This window comes from Streptomyces roseochromogenus subsp. oscitans DS 12.976 (genome assembly GCF_000497445.1).
In the GTDB taxonomy this organism is placed as follows: domain Bacteria; phylum Actinomycetota; class Actinomycetes; order Streptomycetales; family Streptomycetaceae; genus Streptomyces; species Streptomyces oscitans.
In genome coordinates this window covers 8,843,426-8,861,106 of record NZ_CM002285.1, presented here as the reverse complement: position 1 = coordinate 8,861,106, position 17,681 = coordinate 8,843,426, and the positions used below count along the sequence as shown (strand labels likewise).

Annotated in this window: 15 protein-coding genes and 3 pseudogenes; 9 read left to right on the top strand and 9 right to left on the bottom strand. The window is 71.5% G+C overall.

Translation table 11 applies throughout. The features are described from left to right. Window positions 1-670: LysR family transcriptional regulator (locus M878_RS88045; RefSeq protein WP_023553127.1), on the bottom strand; the 670-nt coding region annotated here is incomplete at its 3' end. 146 nt (window positions 671-816) lie between these two features. On the opposite strand from M878_RS88045, the gene M878_RS88040 reads away from it, so the two are divergent. Beyond that, window positions 817-1,629, top strand: coding sequence for an EamA family transporter (locus M878_RS88040; RefSeq protein WP_031227039.1), 813 nt, complete (start codon window positions 817-819; stop codon window positions 1,627-1,629). A gap of 445 nt (window positions 1,630-2,074) precedes the next feature. On the opposite strand, the gene M878_RS88035 is transcribed toward M878_RS88040, so the two are convergent. Then, the gene (locus M878_RS88035; protein ID WP_023553125.1) at window positions 2,075-2,725 is read right to left on the bottom strand and encodes a TetR/AcrR family transcriptional regulator; all 651 of its coding nucleotides are present in this window, start codon (window positions 2,723-2,725) and stop codon (window positions 2,075-2,077) included. Between the two features lie 164 nt (window positions 2,726-2,889). Here M878_RS88035 and M878_RS000000100635 point away from each other — a divergent pair. From M878_RS000000100635 to hemC, 3 genes and pseudogenes are all read left to right on the top strand, one after another. After that, a pseudogene (locus M878_RS000000100635) lies at window positions 2,890-3,201 on the top strand (MFS transporter); the annotation flags it as partial. Between the two features lie 326 nt (window positions 3,202-3,527). Beyond that, complete coding sequence (locus M878_RS88025; protein WP_031227038.1) at window positions 3,528-4,484, top strand: ATP-dependent DNA ligase; 957 nt, start codon at window positions 3,528-3,530, stop codon at window positions 4,482-4,484. 42 nt (window positions 4,485-4,526) lie between these two features. Next, window positions 4,527-5,468 carry a hydroxymethylbilane synthase gene (hemC, locus tag M878_RS88020; protein WP_209445593.1) on the top strand — a complete coding sequence of 314 codons (942 nt, stop codon included), beginning with the start codon at window positions 4,527-4,529 and terminating at the stop codon, window positions 5,466-5,468. 89 nt (window positions 5,469-5,557) lie between these two features. On the opposite strand, the gene M878_RS88015 is transcribed toward hemC, so the two are convergent. The 4 genes from M878_RS88015 to M878_RS88005 form a co-directional block, all read right to left on the bottom strand. Beyond that, on the bottom strand, window positions 5,558-6,082 hold the full coding sequence (locus tag M878_RS88015) for a hypothetical protein (protein WP_023553121.1): 525 nt from the start codon (window positions 6,080-6,082) through the stop codon (window positions 5,558-5,560). 189 nt (window positions 6,083-6,271) lie between these two features. Then, complete coding sequence (locus tag M878_RS88010; RefSeq protein ID WP_023553120.1) at window positions 6,272-7,132, bottom strand: ABC transporter permease; 861 nt, start codon at window positions 7,130-7,132, stop codon at window positions 6,272-6,274. Then, window positions 7,092-7,988 carry an ABC transporter ATP-binding protein gene (locus M878_RS49955; protein WP_051430340.1) on the bottom strand — a complete coding sequence of 299 codons (897 nt, stop codon included), beginning with the start codon at window positions 7,986-7,988 and terminating at the stop codon, window positions 7,092-7,094. Before M878_RS49955 ends, M878_RS88010 begins: the two co-directional genes overlap by 41 nt. Before the next feature lie 237 nt (window positions 7,989-8,225). Then, the gene (locus M878_RS88005) at window positions 8,226-8,678 is read right to left on the bottom strand and encodes a MarR family winged helix-turn-helix transcriptional regulator (protein ID WP_023553118.1); all 453 of its coding nucleotides are present in this window, start codon (window positions 8,676-8,678) and stop codon (window positions 8,226-8,228) included. Between the two features lie 280 nt (window positions 8,679-8,958). On the opposite strand from M878_RS88005, the gene M878_RS88000 reads away from it, so the two are divergent. Then, window positions 8,959-9,750, top strand: a complete 792-nt coding sequence (locus tag M878_RS88000; RefSeq protein ID WP_031227034.1) for an RNA polymerase sigma factor SigF — start codon at window positions 8,959-8,961, stop codon at window positions 9,748-9,750. An 81-nt stretch (window positions 9,751-9,831) separates the two neighbouring features. Here the strand turns inward: M878_RS88000 and M878_RS87995 are convergent, their stop codons facing one another. Further along, window positions 9,832-10,146, bottom strand: a complete 315-nt coding sequence (locus M878_RS87995; RefSeq protein WP_023553116.1) for an ANTAR domain-containing protein — start codon at window positions 10,144-10,146, stop codon at window positions 9,832-9,834. Between the two features lie 128 nt (window positions 10,147-10,274). On the opposite strand from M878_RS87995, the gene M878_RS87990 reads away from it, so the two are divergent. Continuing rightward, entirely contained in the window at window positions 10,275-11,084 is an 810-nt protein-coding gene (locus M878_RS87990) for a VOC family protein (RefSeq protein ID WP_023553115.1), read from the top strand. 69 nt (window positions 11,085-11,153) lie between these two features. Here the strand turns inward: M878_RS87990 and glgX are convergent, their stop codons facing one another. Together glgX and M878_RS49950 are read right to left on the bottom strand one after the other, a co-directional pair. Continuing rightward, entirely contained in the window at window positions 11,154-13,298 is a 2,145-nt protein-coding gene (gene glgX / locus M878_RS87985; RefSeq protein ID WP_031227032.1) for a glycogen debranching protein GlgX, read from the bottom strand. Window positions 13,299-13,513: 215 nt separating this feature from the next. Then, window positions 13,514-14,005: pseudogene (locus M878_RS49950) on the bottom strand (pep a2); the annotation flags it as partial. Between the two features lie 339 nt (window positions 14,006-14,344). On the opposite strand from M878_RS49950, the gene M878_RS87980 reads away from it, so the two are divergent. The 3 genes and pseudogenes from M878_RS87980 to M878_RS000000100630 all read left to right on the top strand — a co-directional run. Then, the gene (locus M878_RS87980) at window positions 14,345-14,644 is read left to right on the top strand and encodes a DUF5133 domain-containing protein (protein ID WP_023553112.1); all 300 of its coding nucleotides are present in this window, start codon (window positions 14,345-14,347) and stop codon (window positions 14,642-14,644) included. Between the two features lie 106 nt (window positions 14,645-14,750). Further along, window positions 14,751-16,742 (top strand): alpha-1,4-glucan--maltose-1-phosphate maltosyltransferase, encoded by a 1,992-nt coding sequence (locus M878_RS87975; RefSeq protein ID WP_023553111.1) that lies wholly within the window; start codon window positions 14,751-14,753, stop codon window positions 16,740-16,742. Continuing rightward, window positions 16,739-17,681, top strand: a pseudogene (locus M878_RS000000100630) (alpha-amylase family glycosyl hydrolase); the annotation flags it as partial. The gene M878_RS87975 and the pseudogene M878_RS000000100630, both read left to right, overlap by 4 nt.

Below are 17,681 nucleotides of genomic sequence, written 5' to 3'. Positions count from 1 at the left end.
CGATGACGGTGAGCCAGTCGTCGACGTCATGCGTCTCCTCGACGGCGGGGCGGGTGTCCGGCGGCCACAGCTCGGGGGTGGTGGTGCCAGTGCGCCGGTCGACCAGGAGGATCCGGCCGGTGAGATCGGCGAGCCGTACGGAGCGGCGCCGGGCCAGCGGATCGTCGGCGGCCAGCGCGCACAGGCGCCGCTCCAGGCCCACGATGGCCGTATCGAACCGCCGGTCCTCCAGCGGCCGGCGCACCACCGCGAGATCGCAGGCGCCTTCGCCGAGACCGGCGGACGCCGTGTTGACGCGGACGAGATGCAGATCGATCCCGGGGTGCGCGGCGGTCCAGCGCCGCTGGAAGGCGACGGTGTGACGGCCGACCGCCGACCACGCGTAGCCGATCCGCAGCCGGGTGTGCCCCGAAGTGGCCTCCTGGACCAGGGCGGCGACGTCCGCCAGCACCCGCCGGGCCTGCGCCACCACCCGCAGCCCGGTCGCCGTCGGGGTCACCTCGCGCGAGGTCCGCCGCAACAGCCTTACGCCCAGGGCCCGTTCGAGCCCGGCCAGGGTGCGGGACACGGCCGCCTGGGACACTCCCAGGGCGATCGCCGCGTCGGTGAAGGTGCCCTCGTCGACGATGGCGACGAGACAGCGCAGCTGCCGCAGTTCGACCTCATCCATGCGTCCAGCGTATAGATCGTGTGCTGCATGCATTTTGTGCAAGCCGCGGGCGAGCGGACGCTCCTGTCATGCGACGCGCTCTCCCCTCTCCCGACGTGACGGTGTCCCCCGCGGTCCGCGCCCCCGCACCGGGACGGCTGGCCGGCGTGGCGACCATGTTCGGCAGCGGCCTCTCCAACCAGACCGGCGCGGCGATCGGCTCGCTGGCCTTTCCGGTCCTCGGTCCGCTCGGGGTGGTGGCGATACGCCAGTACGTCGCCGCGCTGGTCCTCGTGGCCGTCGGCCGGCCGCGCCTGAGCGACTTCACCTGGCGGCAGTGGTGGCCGGTGCTGCTGCTCGCCGGGGTCTTCGGCACCATGAACCTGACCCTGTACAGCGCGATCGACCGGATCGGCCTGGGACTGGCGGTGACTCTGGAGTTCCTGGGCCCGCTGAGCATCGCGCTGGCCAGCTCGCGGCGCCGGCTGGACGCCGGGTGCGCCGTGCTGGCGGCAGCCGGAGTCGTCGTGCTGATGCGCCCTCAGCCGTCCACCGACTACCTGGGGATGGGGCTGGCCCTGGCGGCCGCCTGCTGCTGGGCCTCGTACATCCTGCTCAACCGGATCGTCGGGCGGCGCATCCCGGGTGCGCAGGGGTCGGCGGCGGCCGCGTGTGCCTCCGCGGTGACCTTCCTGCCGATCGGGATCCTCGTCGCCGTACGGCATCCGCCGACGGCCGGAGCCGTGCTGTGCGCGGTGGCGGCGGGTGTGCTGTCGTCGGCCGTGCCCTACCTGGCCGATCTGCTCACCCTGCGCACGGTGCCGGCCCAGACCTTCGGTCTGTTCATGAGCGTCAACCCGGTGCTCGCGGCCGTGGTCGGCTGGGCGGTCCTCGGACAGGGTCTGGGCGTACCGGAGTGGGCGGGGATCGGGGCGGTGGTCGCCGCGAACGCGGCCAGCATCGCAACGATCCGCACCTGATGTTCCGTCACACTACGTTCGTACAGCGCGGGTTCACGAGGCGTGTCGCCGGTGGAGCAGGTGCCGGGCACGACCGGGCCGTGCCCGGCCGGCCGTCTCCCCGCTCGGTCCGCGTGCGCGGCCGGGCCCGTGCCGAGCAGCGCGGTCAGCGTGGTGGCCGCGACGGCGGCGACCGCCGTGAGAGAACGTCTCACGGCTTTTCCTGGCATCTGGGGATGAAGGGCTACGTCGATGGAGGGCTACGCCTGTGGGATGCGCGGCCAGGTGTCTGCCGACGCGGCTTTGTGAGGCCAACGGGTGCCGGTGCGAGGGGGCCTGACGTTGCGACAGCCATCCCACCGGCTCCCTCCCGACGCACCGATGGGTGGACCCAAGCAATGCCACTGGGCCGTACCGGCGGACCGGATGGGCTGGTCATGCGGGCGGGTCGTACGGGCGCGGGCGCTCAGCGAGCCGGACCGACCGGGGCCAGCCACAGGCCCAGGACCGCGTCCGCGAGGCCGTCGGCCGCCTCCGCCCAGGTGGCACGCGCGGTCGGGGCACCCTCGGCGAGGGCCCGTTCCCGCTCGGCGCAGGTGTGCAGGATCAACAGGCGGACCATCTGGCCACGTTCGGCACGGACCTCGGGCGGCAGCTCCGGGAGCGTGCGGTTCAGCCCCTCGACGGCCTGCCGCAGCGCGGGCGAGACCATGGACTCCTCGACCATGATCTCGCGCAGCACCGGGTCGGTCATGACCTGGGCGCAGAACCGGGCGTACCAGGTGGGGCTGCCGAGCCCGGCGAGATGCTCGGTGACCGGGCGGACCAGGCAGTCGACCCAGTCGCGTACGTCGGTGGAGTCGCCGGCCGCGACCAGGGCCCGCTCCCTGAGCACCTCGATGCGCTCGGCGTGCCGGCGGGCCACCGCGCGGACCAGGTCGGCCTTGGTGCCGAAGTGGTAGCCGACCGCCGCGTTGTTGCCCTGGCCGGCGGCCTCGCTGACCTGGCGGTTGGAGACGGCGTACACGCCGTGTTCGGCGAACAGCCGCTCCGCCGCGGTCAGGATCGCCTCCCGCGTCACGCTCACCTGCTCGGCCCGCGCCGTCCTGCGCGCCATGCTCACCACCGCTCCGGGACTGTGCACCACCTCGGGGCGGTCCGTCCCGCACACGGCCCCGGGCCCTCGACCGGGCGGCGAGGTCCAACCGGAGAAGCCTATGGTGCGCGCCCGCCCCGGCCAGGGCAGGCCCCGCACTCGGCGCCGTTTCGGGCCGCCAACATATGCCTCGAAAGGCGATCTTCGAAAGGCTTCCCTCTCAGTCCGACGCCTCCGCCCGGCCCACCGAGGCCGGCAGATCCGTTCCGTCACGGCCGGGTGCCGTGGTCGCGGTGCCGGCCCTGGCCGCGATCACCGTGTCACTGATGCAGACCCCGGTGATCCCGATCATCCCGGAGCTGCCCTCCTGTCTGCACGCCTCGGCGTCCGACGCCGCCTGGGCGGTCACCGCCACCCTGCTGGCCGCCGCCGTCGCCACTCCGGTGGCGGGCCGGCTCGGCGACATGTTCGGCAAGCGCCGCCTGCTGCTGGTGTCCTGGGCGCCGCCCGTGACCCGCTCCGGGCGGGCCCGCCGGTACGACGGCCCTGGCCCACTCCGGGCGGCGCCCCCGCCGCTACGACGGCCTTGGACCCGCCACCCCCTCATCACCGCCCCGGACGTTCGGACGCCCGCCCGCCTCCGCGACGGGAGCCCGTGCGGGCCGCTCGGCGTGCGAAGCCGGCCGCCGGGCGCGGCCGAACGCACCACGCGCCGGCGGTGCGGGCCCGTTCAGGGGAACCCGTGGCCGATGGTGCGTGAGGGTGCCGGACGCGGTCGAGATCTTCAGCCGTGACCGCCGTACCCCTGCCGCTCATCGCGCCGATGCTCGCCACTCCCGGCACCCTGCCGCCCGCCGCACAGGACGAGCGGTGGGCGTACGAGACCAAGCAGGACGGCCAGCGGGTGATGGCCTATCTCCCCGGCGACGGCAGCGTGCTGCTGCGCGCCCGCTCGGGCGAGGACATCACCGCGGCCTATCCCGAACTGGGGCCGCTCGCGGGCGCGCTGGGCACCACGCCCGCCGTGCTGGACGGTGAGGTGCTGGCCCTGGACGAACAGGGCCGGGCCGACTTCCAGTTGCTGCAGAGCCGGATGGGCCTCGCGCACGCCCCGGCACAGGCGGCGCGCCGGGCCGCCCGGGTGCCGGTGCACCTGGTGCTGTTCGACGTGCCGTACCTGGAGGAGTCCCTGCTACGGCTGCCGTACGTACGGCGGCGGGCCCGGCTGACAGAGCTGGGCCTGGCCGGGCCGTACTGGTCGACACCGGGTGCCGTGACCGGGCACGGCGCCGAGGCGCTCGCCGCGACCAGGGAGCACGGACTGGAGGGCCTGGTGTGCAAGCGCCTGGACTCGGTGTACGAGCCCGGTGTGCGCTCCCGCGCCTGGATCAAGATCCGGAACATGCGTGCCGAGGACGTAGTGGTCGGCGGCTGGCTGCCGGGCAGGGGGCGGCTGAGCGGGCTGCCCGGCGCTGTTCTGGTCGGTCAGCGCGACGCGCGTGGCAAGCTGCGGTACGTCGGCGGCGTGGGCACCGGCTGGAGCGAGGCGGAGCGGGCCGAACTGGCCCGGCTGCTGGCGGCCGCCGCGAGCGACCGGTGCCCCTTCGACCCGGCACCCCGGATCCCGGACGCCCGCTGGGTGCTGCCCCGGCTGGTGGGAGAGGTCAGCTACAGCACCCGTACCCGGGCCGGACTGCTGCGTCAGCCGTCCTGGCTGCGGCTGCGCCCGGATCTGGCACCGGAGGAGTCGGCGGCCGACCTGCCCGAGGGCCTCGGGTGAGCCCGGGCCGTCGAGCCCGGCTCCGGCGACGGGGTCTATCGTGTGCGCATGCCGGTTCCCGAACTGATCCGAATCGTCTCCCGTGACTCCCCCATGGCCCTGGCCCAAGTCGAGCGGGTCCGCGCCGAGTTGGCCGTACTGCACCCAGGTGTGCGCACCGAGGTGGTTCCGGTGAAGACCACCGGCGACAAGTGGCTCGGCGATCTGGCCAAGGTCGAGGGCAAGGGGGCGTTCACCAAGGAGGTGGACGCGGCCCTGCTGGCCGGGAAGGCCGATCTCGCGGTGCACTGCGTCAAGGACGTGCCCGCCGACCGGCCGCTGCCCGCCGGGACGGTGTTCGCCGCGTTCCTGAAGCGGGACGACATCCGTGACGCCCTGGTGCACCCGGACGGCCTCACCCTGGACGAACTGCCGGCCGGCACCCGGATCGGCACCTCCTCGGTACGCCGGGTGGCCCAACTGGCCGCCACGCACCCGCACCTGGACTGCGTGCCGTTCCGCGGCAACGCCAACCGCCGGCTGCAGAAGCTGGCCGAGGGCGAGGCGGACGCGCTGCTGCTGGCGGTGGCGGGGCTGGAGCGGATCGGCCGGACGGACGTGATCAGCGAGGTGCTGTCGACGGAGACGATGATGCCGCCGATCGGCGCGGGCATCCTCGCCCTGCAGTGCCGTGAGGACGACACCGAGCTGATCGACACCGTCAGCGGGCTCGGCCACCCGGACACCTATCGCGAGGCGACGGCCGAACGGATGTTCCTGCATGTGCTGCAGGGGCACTGCAACAGCCCCATCGCCGGCTACGCGCGCGTGGACGGCGGCGGGGAACTGTCCCTGCGGGCCTGTGTGTTCACCCCGGACGGCAAGACCCGGCTGAACGCCCACGAGTGGGCGGGCCGGCTCGACCCGGCCACCCTCGGCACCTCGGTCGCGGTGGCACTGCTGCGACAGGGCGCCCGGGAGATCATCGACGGCATCCCGCACTGACGCACTGGGCCGCGTACGGCGGCCCAGAACCGGTTGTACGGCACCGGTTGTACGGCGCGCAGCCGCGGCGCGTGCGCCGTACGACCGCGTCAGGCGGGGCCGGGCTCCGTCTGGTCCCGCAGGAAGGCGCTGACCTGGTGGGCGAGGCTGCCCTGCCCGGCGGCCGTGGGAGCCGTCGCCGGGGTCGCCTCCAGGACGCCGATGCCGCCCGTCCACAGCCGGCGGTCGGCCCACTCCTCCTCCACCCGCAGCTGCACCTGCACATCCACGTGGGTCAGGGCGGCCTCGGGGGCGGCGGCGTAGACCACGGCGGTGGCCCGGCGCAGCGGGTAGACGTCGAAGCCCTCGATGAACTGGGAGTTGCGCCAGTCGATGAACGCGCCCTCTCCGTCGGGGCCGACCCGGACGTCGATCTGGCCGTCCTCCAGGTGGATGCCGTAGTGCTGCGCGCCGCGGTTCTCGACCGTCACCCGGACACTGAAGTACGTCAGGCCGACCGCGGCGTCATCGCGTCCGCGCGGCGGCTCGGCGGCCTCCAGACGGTGGACGCGGACCCGCAGACCGGCATGCTCGTCGTACTCGTGCCAGTCCCCGACCACGTTCGGCTCGTACACAATGCCCCTCTCGACCTTCGAGAGCTGCTGTCTATCTGTGCGCCGAGCGCACTGTCAAATGAGCAGAATGCGCTATGGCCAGGGGGTTCGCCCGCTTTGATCGCTGATCAAGCGCTGCCCAGGAAGGATGCGTGCACGGCGCTTCCGGCGGGGTACGCGCGCGTGCCGCACATCACGTCCGAGGCAAGATCAGCGGGCCAGGCGGCCGAGCAGTGAGGAGGCCGCGGTGATGCCGAGCGCGGCGGCCACCAGCAGCACGGCGAAGTCGGTGCCGAGATGCGCGGGCGTGCCGAGCAGCAGGCCACGCAGGGCGTCGACTTGGTAGCTCAGCGGGTTGACCTTGCTGACGGCCTGCAGCCAGCCCGGCATCACCGAGACGGGGTACAGGGCGTTGGAGCCGAAGAACAGCGGCATGGTGATCGCCTGTCCGAAGCCCATCAGCCGGTCGCGGCTGAGGACGATGCCCGCGATGGTCATGGACAGGCAGGAGAAGAAGGCGGAGGCGAGGACCACGGCGACGGCGACGCCGAGCAGCTTCAGCGGGTTCCAGGTGAGGGCCACGCCGAGCACGGCGGCGATGACGATGACGACGATCGCCTGGATCAGCGACTTCACCCCGGCGGCGAACGCCTTGCCGGTGATCAGTGCGGAGCGCGGGGTCGGGGTGACGAGGAGCTTGTTCAGGATGCCCGCGTCACGTTCCCAGATGATCTGGATGCCGTAGAAGATCGCGATGAACATCGCCGACTGGGCGATGATGCCGGGCGCCATGAAGTCGATGTACGGGACACCGCCGGTGGGTATCGCCCGGATCCGGGTGAAGGTCTGGCCGAAGATCAGCAGCCACAGGGCGGGCTGGACCGCGCGAGTGTACAGCTCGGTCCGGTCGTGCCGCAGCTTCTGCAGCTCGACCGCGCACATGGCGACGACCCGGGCGGGCAGCAGCCGCCAGCCGGCGCGCGGGACGGGCGGGCTGAGCAGCAGATCGGTGCCGCTGCCGGGGGTGCGGTCAGCCGACGCGGCGCGCCGTGCGGCGGGTGCTGCGGACATCGCGGAAACCTCCTCCGGAGTTGTCGCCGAGGCCGCTGCCGGCGACGTCGCGGAAGACGTCCTCCAGCGTGGGAAGGGTGTCGGCGCCCTGGCGTTCGGCCAGGCCACGGCGCAGCTCGACGGGGGTGCCGAGGGCGCGGATACGGCCGCGATGCATCAGGCCGATGCGGTCGCAGTACTGGTCGGCCTCGTCCATGTAGTGGGTGGTGACGAGGACGGTCATGCCGGTGGCCGCGCGGACGGCGTTGATGTGCTTCCAGACGCCGGTGCGGGCGATCGGGTCCAGGCCGATGGTGGGCTCGTCCAGGATCAGCAGCCGGGGGGCGCTGACCAGGGCCTGGGCGAGTTCGAGGCGGCGGACCATGCCGCCGGAGTAGGTGCCGGCGAGCCGGTCGGCGGCGTCGGCGAGATCGACGGCGGCCAGCGCCTGGGCGACCCGTGCGGCGCGCTCGCGGCGGGGCACGTCGAAGACACGGGCGAACAGGGCGACGTTCTCCCGGCCGGTGAGCCCGCTGTCGGCGGACAGCTGCTGCGGGACGTAGCCGAGCAGCCGGCGCACCGCCATGCGCTCCCTGGCGGCATCGTGCCCGAAGACGCGGACCGTGCCGGTGGGGACGGGCAGAAGGGTGGTGATGCAGCGGATGGCGGTGGTCTTGCCGGCCCCGTTCGGCCCGAGCAGCCCGAACACCTCACCCTCGCGCACGTCGAGGTCGAGGCCGTCGACGGCATGGGTGTCCCCGAAGGCGTAGACGAGCTGGGCACAGCGGACGGCCTCGGCGGAGGCGCCGACCGCATCGGCGGTGCCGAGGGATGCGGCGGAGACGCCGGCGGAGTCGGCGGTGTCGGCCGTGCCCACGGCTTCGGCGGAGACGGCGGGAGTCGGGGCGGCGTCTGCGGGCACGGCGGAGACGGCGGCAGTCGAGGCGGCGTCTGCGGCACCGGCGGATGTGTCGGCGGTCGAGGTGATGTCTGGGCGTGTGCCGGGACTGTCGGTGGTGCCGGCGGTGTTGCCCGGGGTGTCGGCGGTGTCCCTCGTCATGGTGTCTGGACCTCCGTCACGGTGTCTGGACCTCCGCATGCTCGTGGGCCTCCGTCATCCGTCTTCGGCCTCCTCGTGCAGGCCGGCGGCCAGCTTGCGCAGGGCCGGCAGGGCCGCGCGCAGGGCCTCCTGGTCGGCCTCGTCGAGCAGGGACACATGCCGGACGACCAGTTCGGCCCGGCGTCGCCGCCAGTCGCCGAGCCGCTTCTCGGCGGCTTCGGTCAGCCGCAGCCGCGCGGCGCGCCGGTCGGCGGGGTCGGTCTCGCGGAGCAGGAAACCGTCCCGGACGAGCTGGTTGACCAGGGTCGACACGGAGTTGCTCGCAAGGTGCAGCGCCCTCGCCGCGTCCGAGATGCCGATGCCGGGCCGGGCCTCGACCAGCCGCAGCAGTTCCACCTCGGCACCGCGCAGGCGGGGCAGGGTCATCCCGCCGCGCAGCCGCCGCCGGATCAGCCGCTGGATGCGCACCAGCGTGTCCGCCAGCTCTTCCGGGAGGGTCTCGGACACCGCTACCGCTTGCCGCGCTGTTTCGGGTTCCACATAAGAAGATTACCTCTGCTACAGAGATTAATGCCCGTCAACAGCAGGTCAAGAACAGCCAGACCGCGTCCCTATTTCACCCATTTGTTTGGTGATATCCGTTAGCGGGAATGCGCACAGCAGTGCTTCGGACCGGAGGCACGCCCGTGGGAGCCGGCCCCCTCGGTCGTCCCAATGCCCGTACCTGGTCCGAGCGCACCTCCCACGGTGTCTGTTCATCCAGCACCTGTTGAGAGAGGTGCGCACCATGCGTGTCACCGGCAGCACAAAAGCCCACCCGCACGACGACGCCCCCGACACCGAAGAGTCCTTCGAGCTGCTCGCAAGGCTGCCCGACGGCCCGGAGCGGCGGGAGCTGCGGGATGAACTGGTCCGACTGTGGCTGCCCATGGCCGAGCGGATCGCCGTGCGGTTCCGCGGCCGCGGGGAGGCCCTGGAGGACCTGTACCAGGTGGCCGCCCTCGGTCTGGTCAAGGCCGTCGACCACTACGACCCGGAGCGCGGCCGCGCCTTCGAGGCGTACGCCGTACCCACCGTCACCGGTGAGATCAAGCGCCACTTCCGCGACCACATGTGGACCCTGCACGTGCCCCGCCGGGTGCAGGACCTGCGCAACCGGGTCCGCTCCGCCGCGAAGGAACTGGCCCAGAACACCCCGGGGCGCCCGCCCACCGTGGCGGAGATCGCCGCCCACACGCGGCTCACCGAGGACGAGGTGCGCACCGGCATGGAGGCGCTGGAATGCTTCTCCGCGCTGTCCCTGGACGCCGAGGTGGCCGGCAGCGACGGCTACGCCCTCGGGGACTCGCTCGGCGGTCCCGACCCCGGTTACGACCTCGTGGTCGACCGGGCCGCTGTCAGGCCGTGTCTCGCGGCGCTGCCGGAACGCGAGCGCACCATCCTCTACCTGCGGTTCTTCGGCGGGATGACACAGAGCACGATCGCCCAGCAGCTCGGCATATCGCAGATGCACGTCTCCCGGCTGCTCACCGGTTGCTTCGACCGGCTGCGCGAGGAACTGCTCGCCGAGGTCCACTGAACGCTCCGGCCCCCGCCGGCCCCCTCCGTCCCCGCCGGACCCAGCAGCGCGGTCGGCCCCGCCAAGCTCCCCGGCCGCGGCTCACGCTTCCGGGGCGCCCGGCACCTGTGTGGGGCCGTACCGGTCCAGGGCGTCTTCCAGGGCGGCGCTGACCTCAGGCGGGATGTCGCCGCGGCGACCCCAGATGAGGATCAGCTCGGCGATGTTGCGCAGCTTGATGTTGGTGTGCTGGGAGACTTCCTTCAGCACCTCCCAGCCCTCGTCCGGGGTCACTCGGCCCAGGGCCACCATCATCCCGATCGCCTGGTCGACGACCGCATGAGAGGCCACGGCCTCCTTCAACTGGTCCACTTGCGCCTGCAGCTCGGAGATCCGTTCGGGCTCACTCGCTCCCATGCCCCCATCGTCCTCGGCGGCCTGCGCCGATGCCACCGGTGGTCCTCGACAGGCATCCGACCCCCTTCCGGTTGGACACTGGTGCCAGACCGGTGGCCGCCCGGCCCCGAGAGCAGGACGCGACTCATATGAACCACAACGCCTCCGCCGGCGGTGGACCGCGCAAGCGAGACGTCGTCTCCACGCACTCCGTCTTCGGCGCGCCGTGCTGGGTGAGCCTGACCAGCCGTGACCTCCAGGCCACCCAGGACTTCTACACGGCCGTGCTCGGCTGGCGCTGGCGCGGCGCCAAGCTCGGCGAGCACTTCCGCATAGCGCTGGCGGACGGGGTGCCGGTGGCGGGGATCGCCGCCGTCGCCGCCATGTGGCAGATGGCGGTGGCGTGGACGCCGTACTTCGCCGTGCCGGACGCCGATGTGGCGGTGGCCCGGGCCCGCGAGCGCGGCGGTACGGCGGCCGTCGGGCCGCTGTCCTTCCCGCCGGGCCGGGCCGCGCTGCTCGCCGACCGGGACGGGGCCACCTTCGGCATCTGGCAGGGGGAACTGGTCGGCAACTGGGAGGCCTGGCGGCGGGCGTCGCCGACCTTCATCCGGCTGCACACGCGCGACGCCTTCGACGCCGCGCTGTTCTACGGCGAGATCCTCGACTGGGCGTCCGGGAAGCCGGGCTGCTGCGAGGTGGAGTACGAGGGCGGCGAGGTGGTGCTGCGCAGCGAGGGCGACATCGTTGCCCGGATCGACTCGGGCGCGGTGGAGTCGGCACCGGATCCCTCCGTACGGCCGCACTGGCAGATCCACTTCGCCGTCGCGGACGTCCTGGGCTGCGCCCGCACGGCCGAGAAGCACGGGGGCAGTGTGCTGAGCGAGGAGGAGGACGAGGCGATCCTTCGTGATCCGGACGGCGCGCAGTTCACTGTGACGGCACGCCGGGCTCGCTGAGCAGGGGCACGGACCAGCCCCCTGCCGAGTGTGGGGGAGCGTCGGTGTCACCCGCAGACAGACAGGTACTCAGCTCGCCGCCCGCGACGGTCGTGACAGCAGGATGAGACTGCGGGCCTCCGCGCGAACCCTCGTGCCGGCCTTGCGTTCGCGTTCGTCCGGGACACCGTCCGGGTCGGCGGTATCGATCAGGGTCGTCCAGCGCTCGCCGAAGGAGGCGTCGGGGAGGCGGAAGTCGACCGGCTCCCAGTAGCCGTTGACGAGGAGGAGGAAGGAGTCGTCGGTCATCCGGCGCCCGTAGGCGTCGCGTTCGGCGATGGCGTCGCCGTTGAGGAACGCGCCCACCGAGTGCGCGTCACCGCGCTGCCAGTCCCGGCGGGCCATCTCGCGGGCGTCGGGCCTGAGCCACATCAGGTCGGGCAGCGGCTGTGCGGCGTTGGTCGCGGTCTCGCCGCGGAAGAAGCGGCGCCGGCGCAGCACCGGGTGCGCGGAGCGCAGTGCGATCACGTGCCGGGTGAAATCCTTCAACGACCGCTGCTCGTCCGTCAGTTCCCAGTCGATCCAGGAGATCACGTTGTCCTGGCAGTAGGCGTTGTTGTTGCCCCGCTGGGTGCGGCCGAGTTCGTCGCCGTGACAGAGCATGGGGATGCCCTGCGACAGCAGCAGCGTGGCCAGCAGGTTGCGCTGCTGGCGGGCGCGCAGTTCGAGGACGGCCGGGTCCTTGGTGTCGCCCTCCGTCCCGCAGTTCCAGGACCGGTTGTGGCACTCGCCGTCCCGGTTGTCCTCGCCGTTGGCCGCGTTGTGCTTGTCGTTGTACGACACCAGGTCGCGCAGCGTGAAACCGTCGTGCGCGGTGACGAAGTTGACGCTCGCCCGCGGCCTGCGCCGGCTGTGCTGGTAGAGGTCGGAGGAGCCGGTCAGCCGGGAGGCGAACTCGCCGAGCGAGCCCGGCTCGGCCCGCCAGAAGTCCCGTACGGCGTCCCGGTACTTGCCGTTCCACTCCGACCACAGCGGCGGGAAGTTGCCCACCTGGTAGCCGCCCTCCCCCACGTCCCAGGGTTCGGCGATGAGCTTGACGCGGCTGATCACCGGGTCCTGCTGGATCAGGTCGAAGAACGCCGACAGCCGGTCCACCTCGTGGAACTGCCGGGCCAGCGTGGCCGCGAGGTCGAAGCGGAAGCCGTCGACGTGCATCTCGGTGACCCAGTACCGCAGCGAGTCCATGATGAGCTGGAGTACGTATGGATGCCGCATCAGCAGGCTGTTGCCGGTGCCCGTGGTGTCGTAGTAGTGCGCCCAGTCGCCGTCCACCAGCCGGTAGTAGGAGGCGTTGTCGATGCCCCGGAAGGACAGGGTCGGGCCCCGCTCGCTGCCCTCGGCGGTGTGGTTGTAGACCACGTCGAGGATCACCTCGAGACCGGCCGCGTGCAGCGCCTTCACCATGGCCTTGAACTCGTTGACCTGCTGGCCGAGGGTGCCGAAGGCAGCGTAGGCGTTGTGCGGGGCGAAGAAGCCGATGGTGTTGTAGCCCCAGTAGTTGGACAGGCCCCGGTCCTGGAGCACCCCGTCCTGCACGAACTGGTGCACCGGCATCAGCTCCACCGCGGTCACTCCGAGCGAGGTCAGATGCTCGATGACGGCAGGGTGCGCGAGGCCGGCGTAGGTGCCGCGCAGCCGCTCGGGGACGTCGGGGTGGGTGCGGGTCAGGCCGCGTACGTGGGCCTCGTAGATCACCGAGTCCGAGTACGGCGTCCGGGGCGGGCGGTCGTCGCCCCAGTCGAAGTACGGGTCGGTGACCACGCCCAGCATGGAGTGCCCGGCACTGTCGGCGGGGGCGGGGCCGTCCGGGGAGCGCTCGTACAGCGAGGCGTGGTTGTCGATCTGGCCGTCCACGGCCCGGGCGTACGGGTCGAGCAGCAGCTTCGCCGGATTGCACCGGTGGCCGAGCGAGGGCTGCCAGGGGCCGTACACCCGGTAGCCGTAGCGCTGGCCCGGCGCGATGCCGGGCAGATAGGCGTGCCAGACGAATCCGTCGACCTCGTGCAGCCGAACGGGCGTCGCGGTGCCCGCGTCGTCGACGAGGATCAGCTCGACCCGTTCGGCCACCTCGCTGAACACGGCGAAGTTCGTGCCCTGTCCGTCGAACGCGGCGCCCAATGGGTAGGGCTGCCCGCTCCACACGGGCAGCCCTTTCCGAGGGGAACGGGCGGTCACCGGCTGCCTTCCGGGGCACCGCCCGGAACAGCCGCCGACGCGGCGAGCGCCCGGCCTGGAACAGCGGCAGGCGCGGCGAACTCCTCTTCCAGAACCGCGGCCTCCGCGGCGAACATCTCGCCCAGAACCGCGGCCGGCACCGCAAACACCTCATCCAGAACCGCGGCCGGCACCGCAAACGCGTCGTCCGGAAGAGCAGCCGCCGCGGCAAACGCCTCGTCCACCGCTGCCGCCGGAGCGGTCAGCACCGCCACCGGCAGCTCGCGCGGCACCTTCAGGCCCTGCCGCAGCGTGGGCGCGGGGGCGGTCGGCACCAGCGGGACGCGCTCGCCGGCACGGGCGCGCTGCGAGAACCAGATGATCTTGCTGCCCTTGTCCGAGGCGCAGCAGCCCCAGCCGTCGCTCATGGCGGCGATGTCGGCGAGACAGTCACGCAGTTCCTGGTCGGGGCGCAGATCCGGGTCGTCGTCCCCGAAGGCGGTGATGAGGTGCTGGCCGTTCCACCACAGCTCGATCGACGTGTGCTTGTCGGTGGCGTGCTGGTCGATCGCCCGCAGCAGCAGTTCGGCGCCACTGCAGACGGGGACCGCGAGGTTCTCGAGGTCCCAGTAGCGAAGGTGGGCGGCCAGGATGCGGCTGACCTGTCCCACCCGTTCCGGGCTGACTTCCACGTCGATGTGGAAGTAGCAGGGCACTGCGGTCTTCATCGTCGCTTGCTCCTCACCGGCGAAGCTCTCGCTCCCCTCGCCCGTCCGGGAGGGATCCCGGAAGCCTGTCCGGAAGACATTCCGGACACTTAGCGTGAGCGCTGATCGCGTCTGAGTCACCTCTACGGTGCGGCCGCTACGCCATTCGTGCAACACGAGCATCAGGCACCACTTCTCGCCGTCACTCGTCGTTGAAGATCCAACAAGACGCTGCGTCGTCGTCCGTGCACCATAAGTGAAAGCCTCGATCGCCGTAACGGTGCCGTGCCCTCCCGCGCGCGGACACCACCCGACCGTCGGGAACGCGCCCAGTCGAGAGCGTGGAAGGTGAAGAGGGCAATGCTGCTACCCGCCAAGGCCGAAGTGGCCCGGGCGTTGCGGCGTTACCGGGCGTGGGAGCGCGTGATGCTCGCCTCGCCCCACGACCGCACGGTCCGGGTCACCTTCGAGGACTCGGGCTACACGCTGTGCGTGCTGATGGGCAAACGCTGCGCCCGCGAGGCCGCGGAAGCCGCCGAGCGCTATCTGCGCACCACTCTGGTCAGCTACCTGCGTGAGCAGGACGGACGGCCGCGGTCACGCAGGTCGGCCAGAAGGGCGCCGCCATCGGAGCGGCGTTCCACGGCGCCAAGCCCCTGAGCTGGCACCGTACAAGGCGTTCCCCTCGGGCCGGCGTCGGTCGGCCCCTCTCGGATCGCGAAGCCGGGCAGGGTGCCCGGCTTCGCGCACGGCGGAGGTGAAATACATGCGCAGGACCCCGGCCATCGGCCGTGTACCGGTACGTGACGTCCGGCCGGCCGTGGAGTGCGGCAGGCGCCCGGCGAAGGCGGTGGCCGGGGAGACCATCCGGGTGACGGCCACCGTGTTCCGCGAGGGGCACGACGCCGTGGGCGCCAATGTGGTCCTGCGCGATCCGAAGGGCCGCCGCGGCCCGTGGACGCCGATGCGTGAGCTGTCCCCCGGCAGCGACCTGTGGGGCGCGGAGATCACCCCGGACGCGACGGGCCGCTGGACCTTTAGGGTGGAGGCCTGGAGCCATCCACTGGCGACCTGGTGGCACACCGCCGCGATCAAGGTGCCGGCCGGGATCGACATCGGGGTGGTGCTGGAGGAGGGCGCCGGGCTGTACGAGCGTGCGGCCGCCGGGGTGCCGAAGGGCCCGGAGCGAAGCCTGGTCCTCGCCGCGGCGCAGGCTCTCGGCGACGACTCCCTGCCGGTGCACGAGCGCATGAAGGCAGCCCTGTCACCCGAGGTGGACGCGTTGCTGGCCCGGCACCCGCTGCGGGATTTGGTGACCGCGTCCGATCCGATGCCGCTGCTGGTGGAGCGTGAACGCGCCCTGTACGGCTCCTGGTACGAGTTCTTCCCGCGTTCGGAGGGCACCGCCGAGCAGCCGCACGGCACGTTCCGTACGGCCGCGCGCCGGCTGAAGCCCATCGCGGACATGGGCTTCGACGTGGTCTACCTCCCGCCCGTCCACCCGATCGGCACGACCTTCCGCAAGGGCCGTAACAACACGCTCACCGCCGGCCCGGACGACGTCGGCGTGCCCTGGGCGATCGGCTCCCCCGAGGGCGGCCACGACAGCGTCCACCCCGGCCTCGGCACGATCGAGGACTTCGACTTCTTCGTCGGCGAGGCCCGCGCACTCGGGCTGGAAGTAGCCCTCGACTTCGCGTTGCAGTGCTCGCCCGACCATCCCTGGGTGCACAAGCACCCCGAGTGGTTCCACCACCGGCCCGACGGCACGATCGCCTACGCCGAGAACCCGCCGAAGAAGTACCAGGACATCTATCCGGTCGCCTTCGACGCGGACCTGGAAGGGCTGGTCGCCGAGACGGTACGCGTCCTGCGGCACTGGATGGGTCACGGGGTGCGGATCTTCCGGGTCGACAATCCGCACACCAAGCCGGTCGTCTTCTGGGAGCGGGTCATCGCCGAGGTCAACGGCCCGGACCCGGACGTGATCTTCCTGGCCGAGGCGTTCACCCGCCCGGCGATGATGCACACTCTGGCCCAGATCGGTTTCCAGCAGTCGTACACCTATTTCACCTGGCGCAACAGCAAGCGGGAACTCACCGACTACGCCAGCGAGTTGGCGGGCGAGGCGGCGGCCTACATGCGGCCGAACTTCTTCGCCAACACCCCGGACATCCTGCACGCCTACCTCCAGCACGGCGGCCGGCCCGCCTTCGAGGTGCGTGCCGTGCTCGCCGCGACCCTCTCCCCCGCCTGGGGCATCTACAGCGGCTACGAACTGTGTGAGAACACCCCGCTGCGAGAGGGCAGCGAGGAATACCTCGACTCGGAGAAGTACCAGCTCAGAAGGCGTGACTGGGAAGCCGCCGCCCGCGAGGGCCGTACCATCGCACCGCTCGTCACCAAGCTCAACACCATCCGGCGTGAGCACCCCGCGCTACAGCGCCTGCGGAACCTCCGCTTCCACCAGACCGACAACGACTCCGTGCTCGCCTACAGCAAGAGCACGGGCGCGGACACGGTCATCGTGGTCGTCAACCTCGACCCGCACCACACCCAGGAGGCCACGGTCTCGTTGGACATGCCGCAACTCGGCCTGGACTGGCACGCCGCCCTGTCGGTACACGATGAACTGACGGGCGAGACGTACCACTGGGGCAGGACCAACTACGTGCGTCTGACGCCCGGCAGCGCGCCGGCGCACGTACTCCACGTCGGGCGATCGACGCCCCGGATCGGAGGGCCCGCAGCGTCATGACCGTCAACGAACCCGTACTGGACACGTTCGAGGACACTCCCGTCAAGGACCGGGACCCGGAGTGGTTCAAACGCGCCGTCTTCTACGAGGTCCTGGTCCGCTCCTTCCAGGACAGCGACGGCGACGGCATCGGCGACCTGAAGGGTCTGACCGCCAAGCTGGACTATCTGCAGTGGCTCGGCGTGGACTGCCTGTGGCTGCCGCCGTTCTTCAAGTCCCCGCTCAGGGACGGCGGTTACGACGTCTCCGACTACACTGCCGTACTACCGGAGTTCGGTGACCTCGCCGACTTCGTGGAGTTCGTGGACGCTGCCCACCAGCGCGGCATGCGCGTGATCATCGACTTCGTCATGAACCACACCAGCGACCAGCACCCGTGGTTCCAGGAGTCCCGCAGGAACCCCGACGGCCCGTACGGGGACTATTACATGTGGGCCGACGACGACAGGCAGTACGAGGACGCGCGGATCATCTTCGTCGACACCGAGGCCTCCAACTGGACCTTCGACCCGGTCCGCGGCCAGTACTACTTCCACCGCTTCTTCTCCCACCAGCCGGACCTCAACTACGAGAACCCGGCCGTGCAGGAGGAGATCCTGGCGGCGCTGCGCTTCTGGCTGGATCTCGGCATCGACGGCTACCGGCTCGACGCGGTCCCCTATCTCTACGCGGAAGAGGGCACCAACTGCGAGAACCTGCCCGCCACGCACGCCTTCCTCAAGCGGGTCCGCCGTGAGATCGACGCGATGTACCCGGACACGGTGCTGCTGGCCGAGGCCAACCAGTGGCCGGAGGACGTGGTCGACTACTTCGGCGACTACTCCTCCGGCGGCGACGAGTGCCACATGGCCTTCCACTTCCCGGTCATGCCACGCATCTTCATGGCCGTACGCCGCGAATCCCGCTACCCCGTCTCCGAGATCCTCGCCAAGACACCCG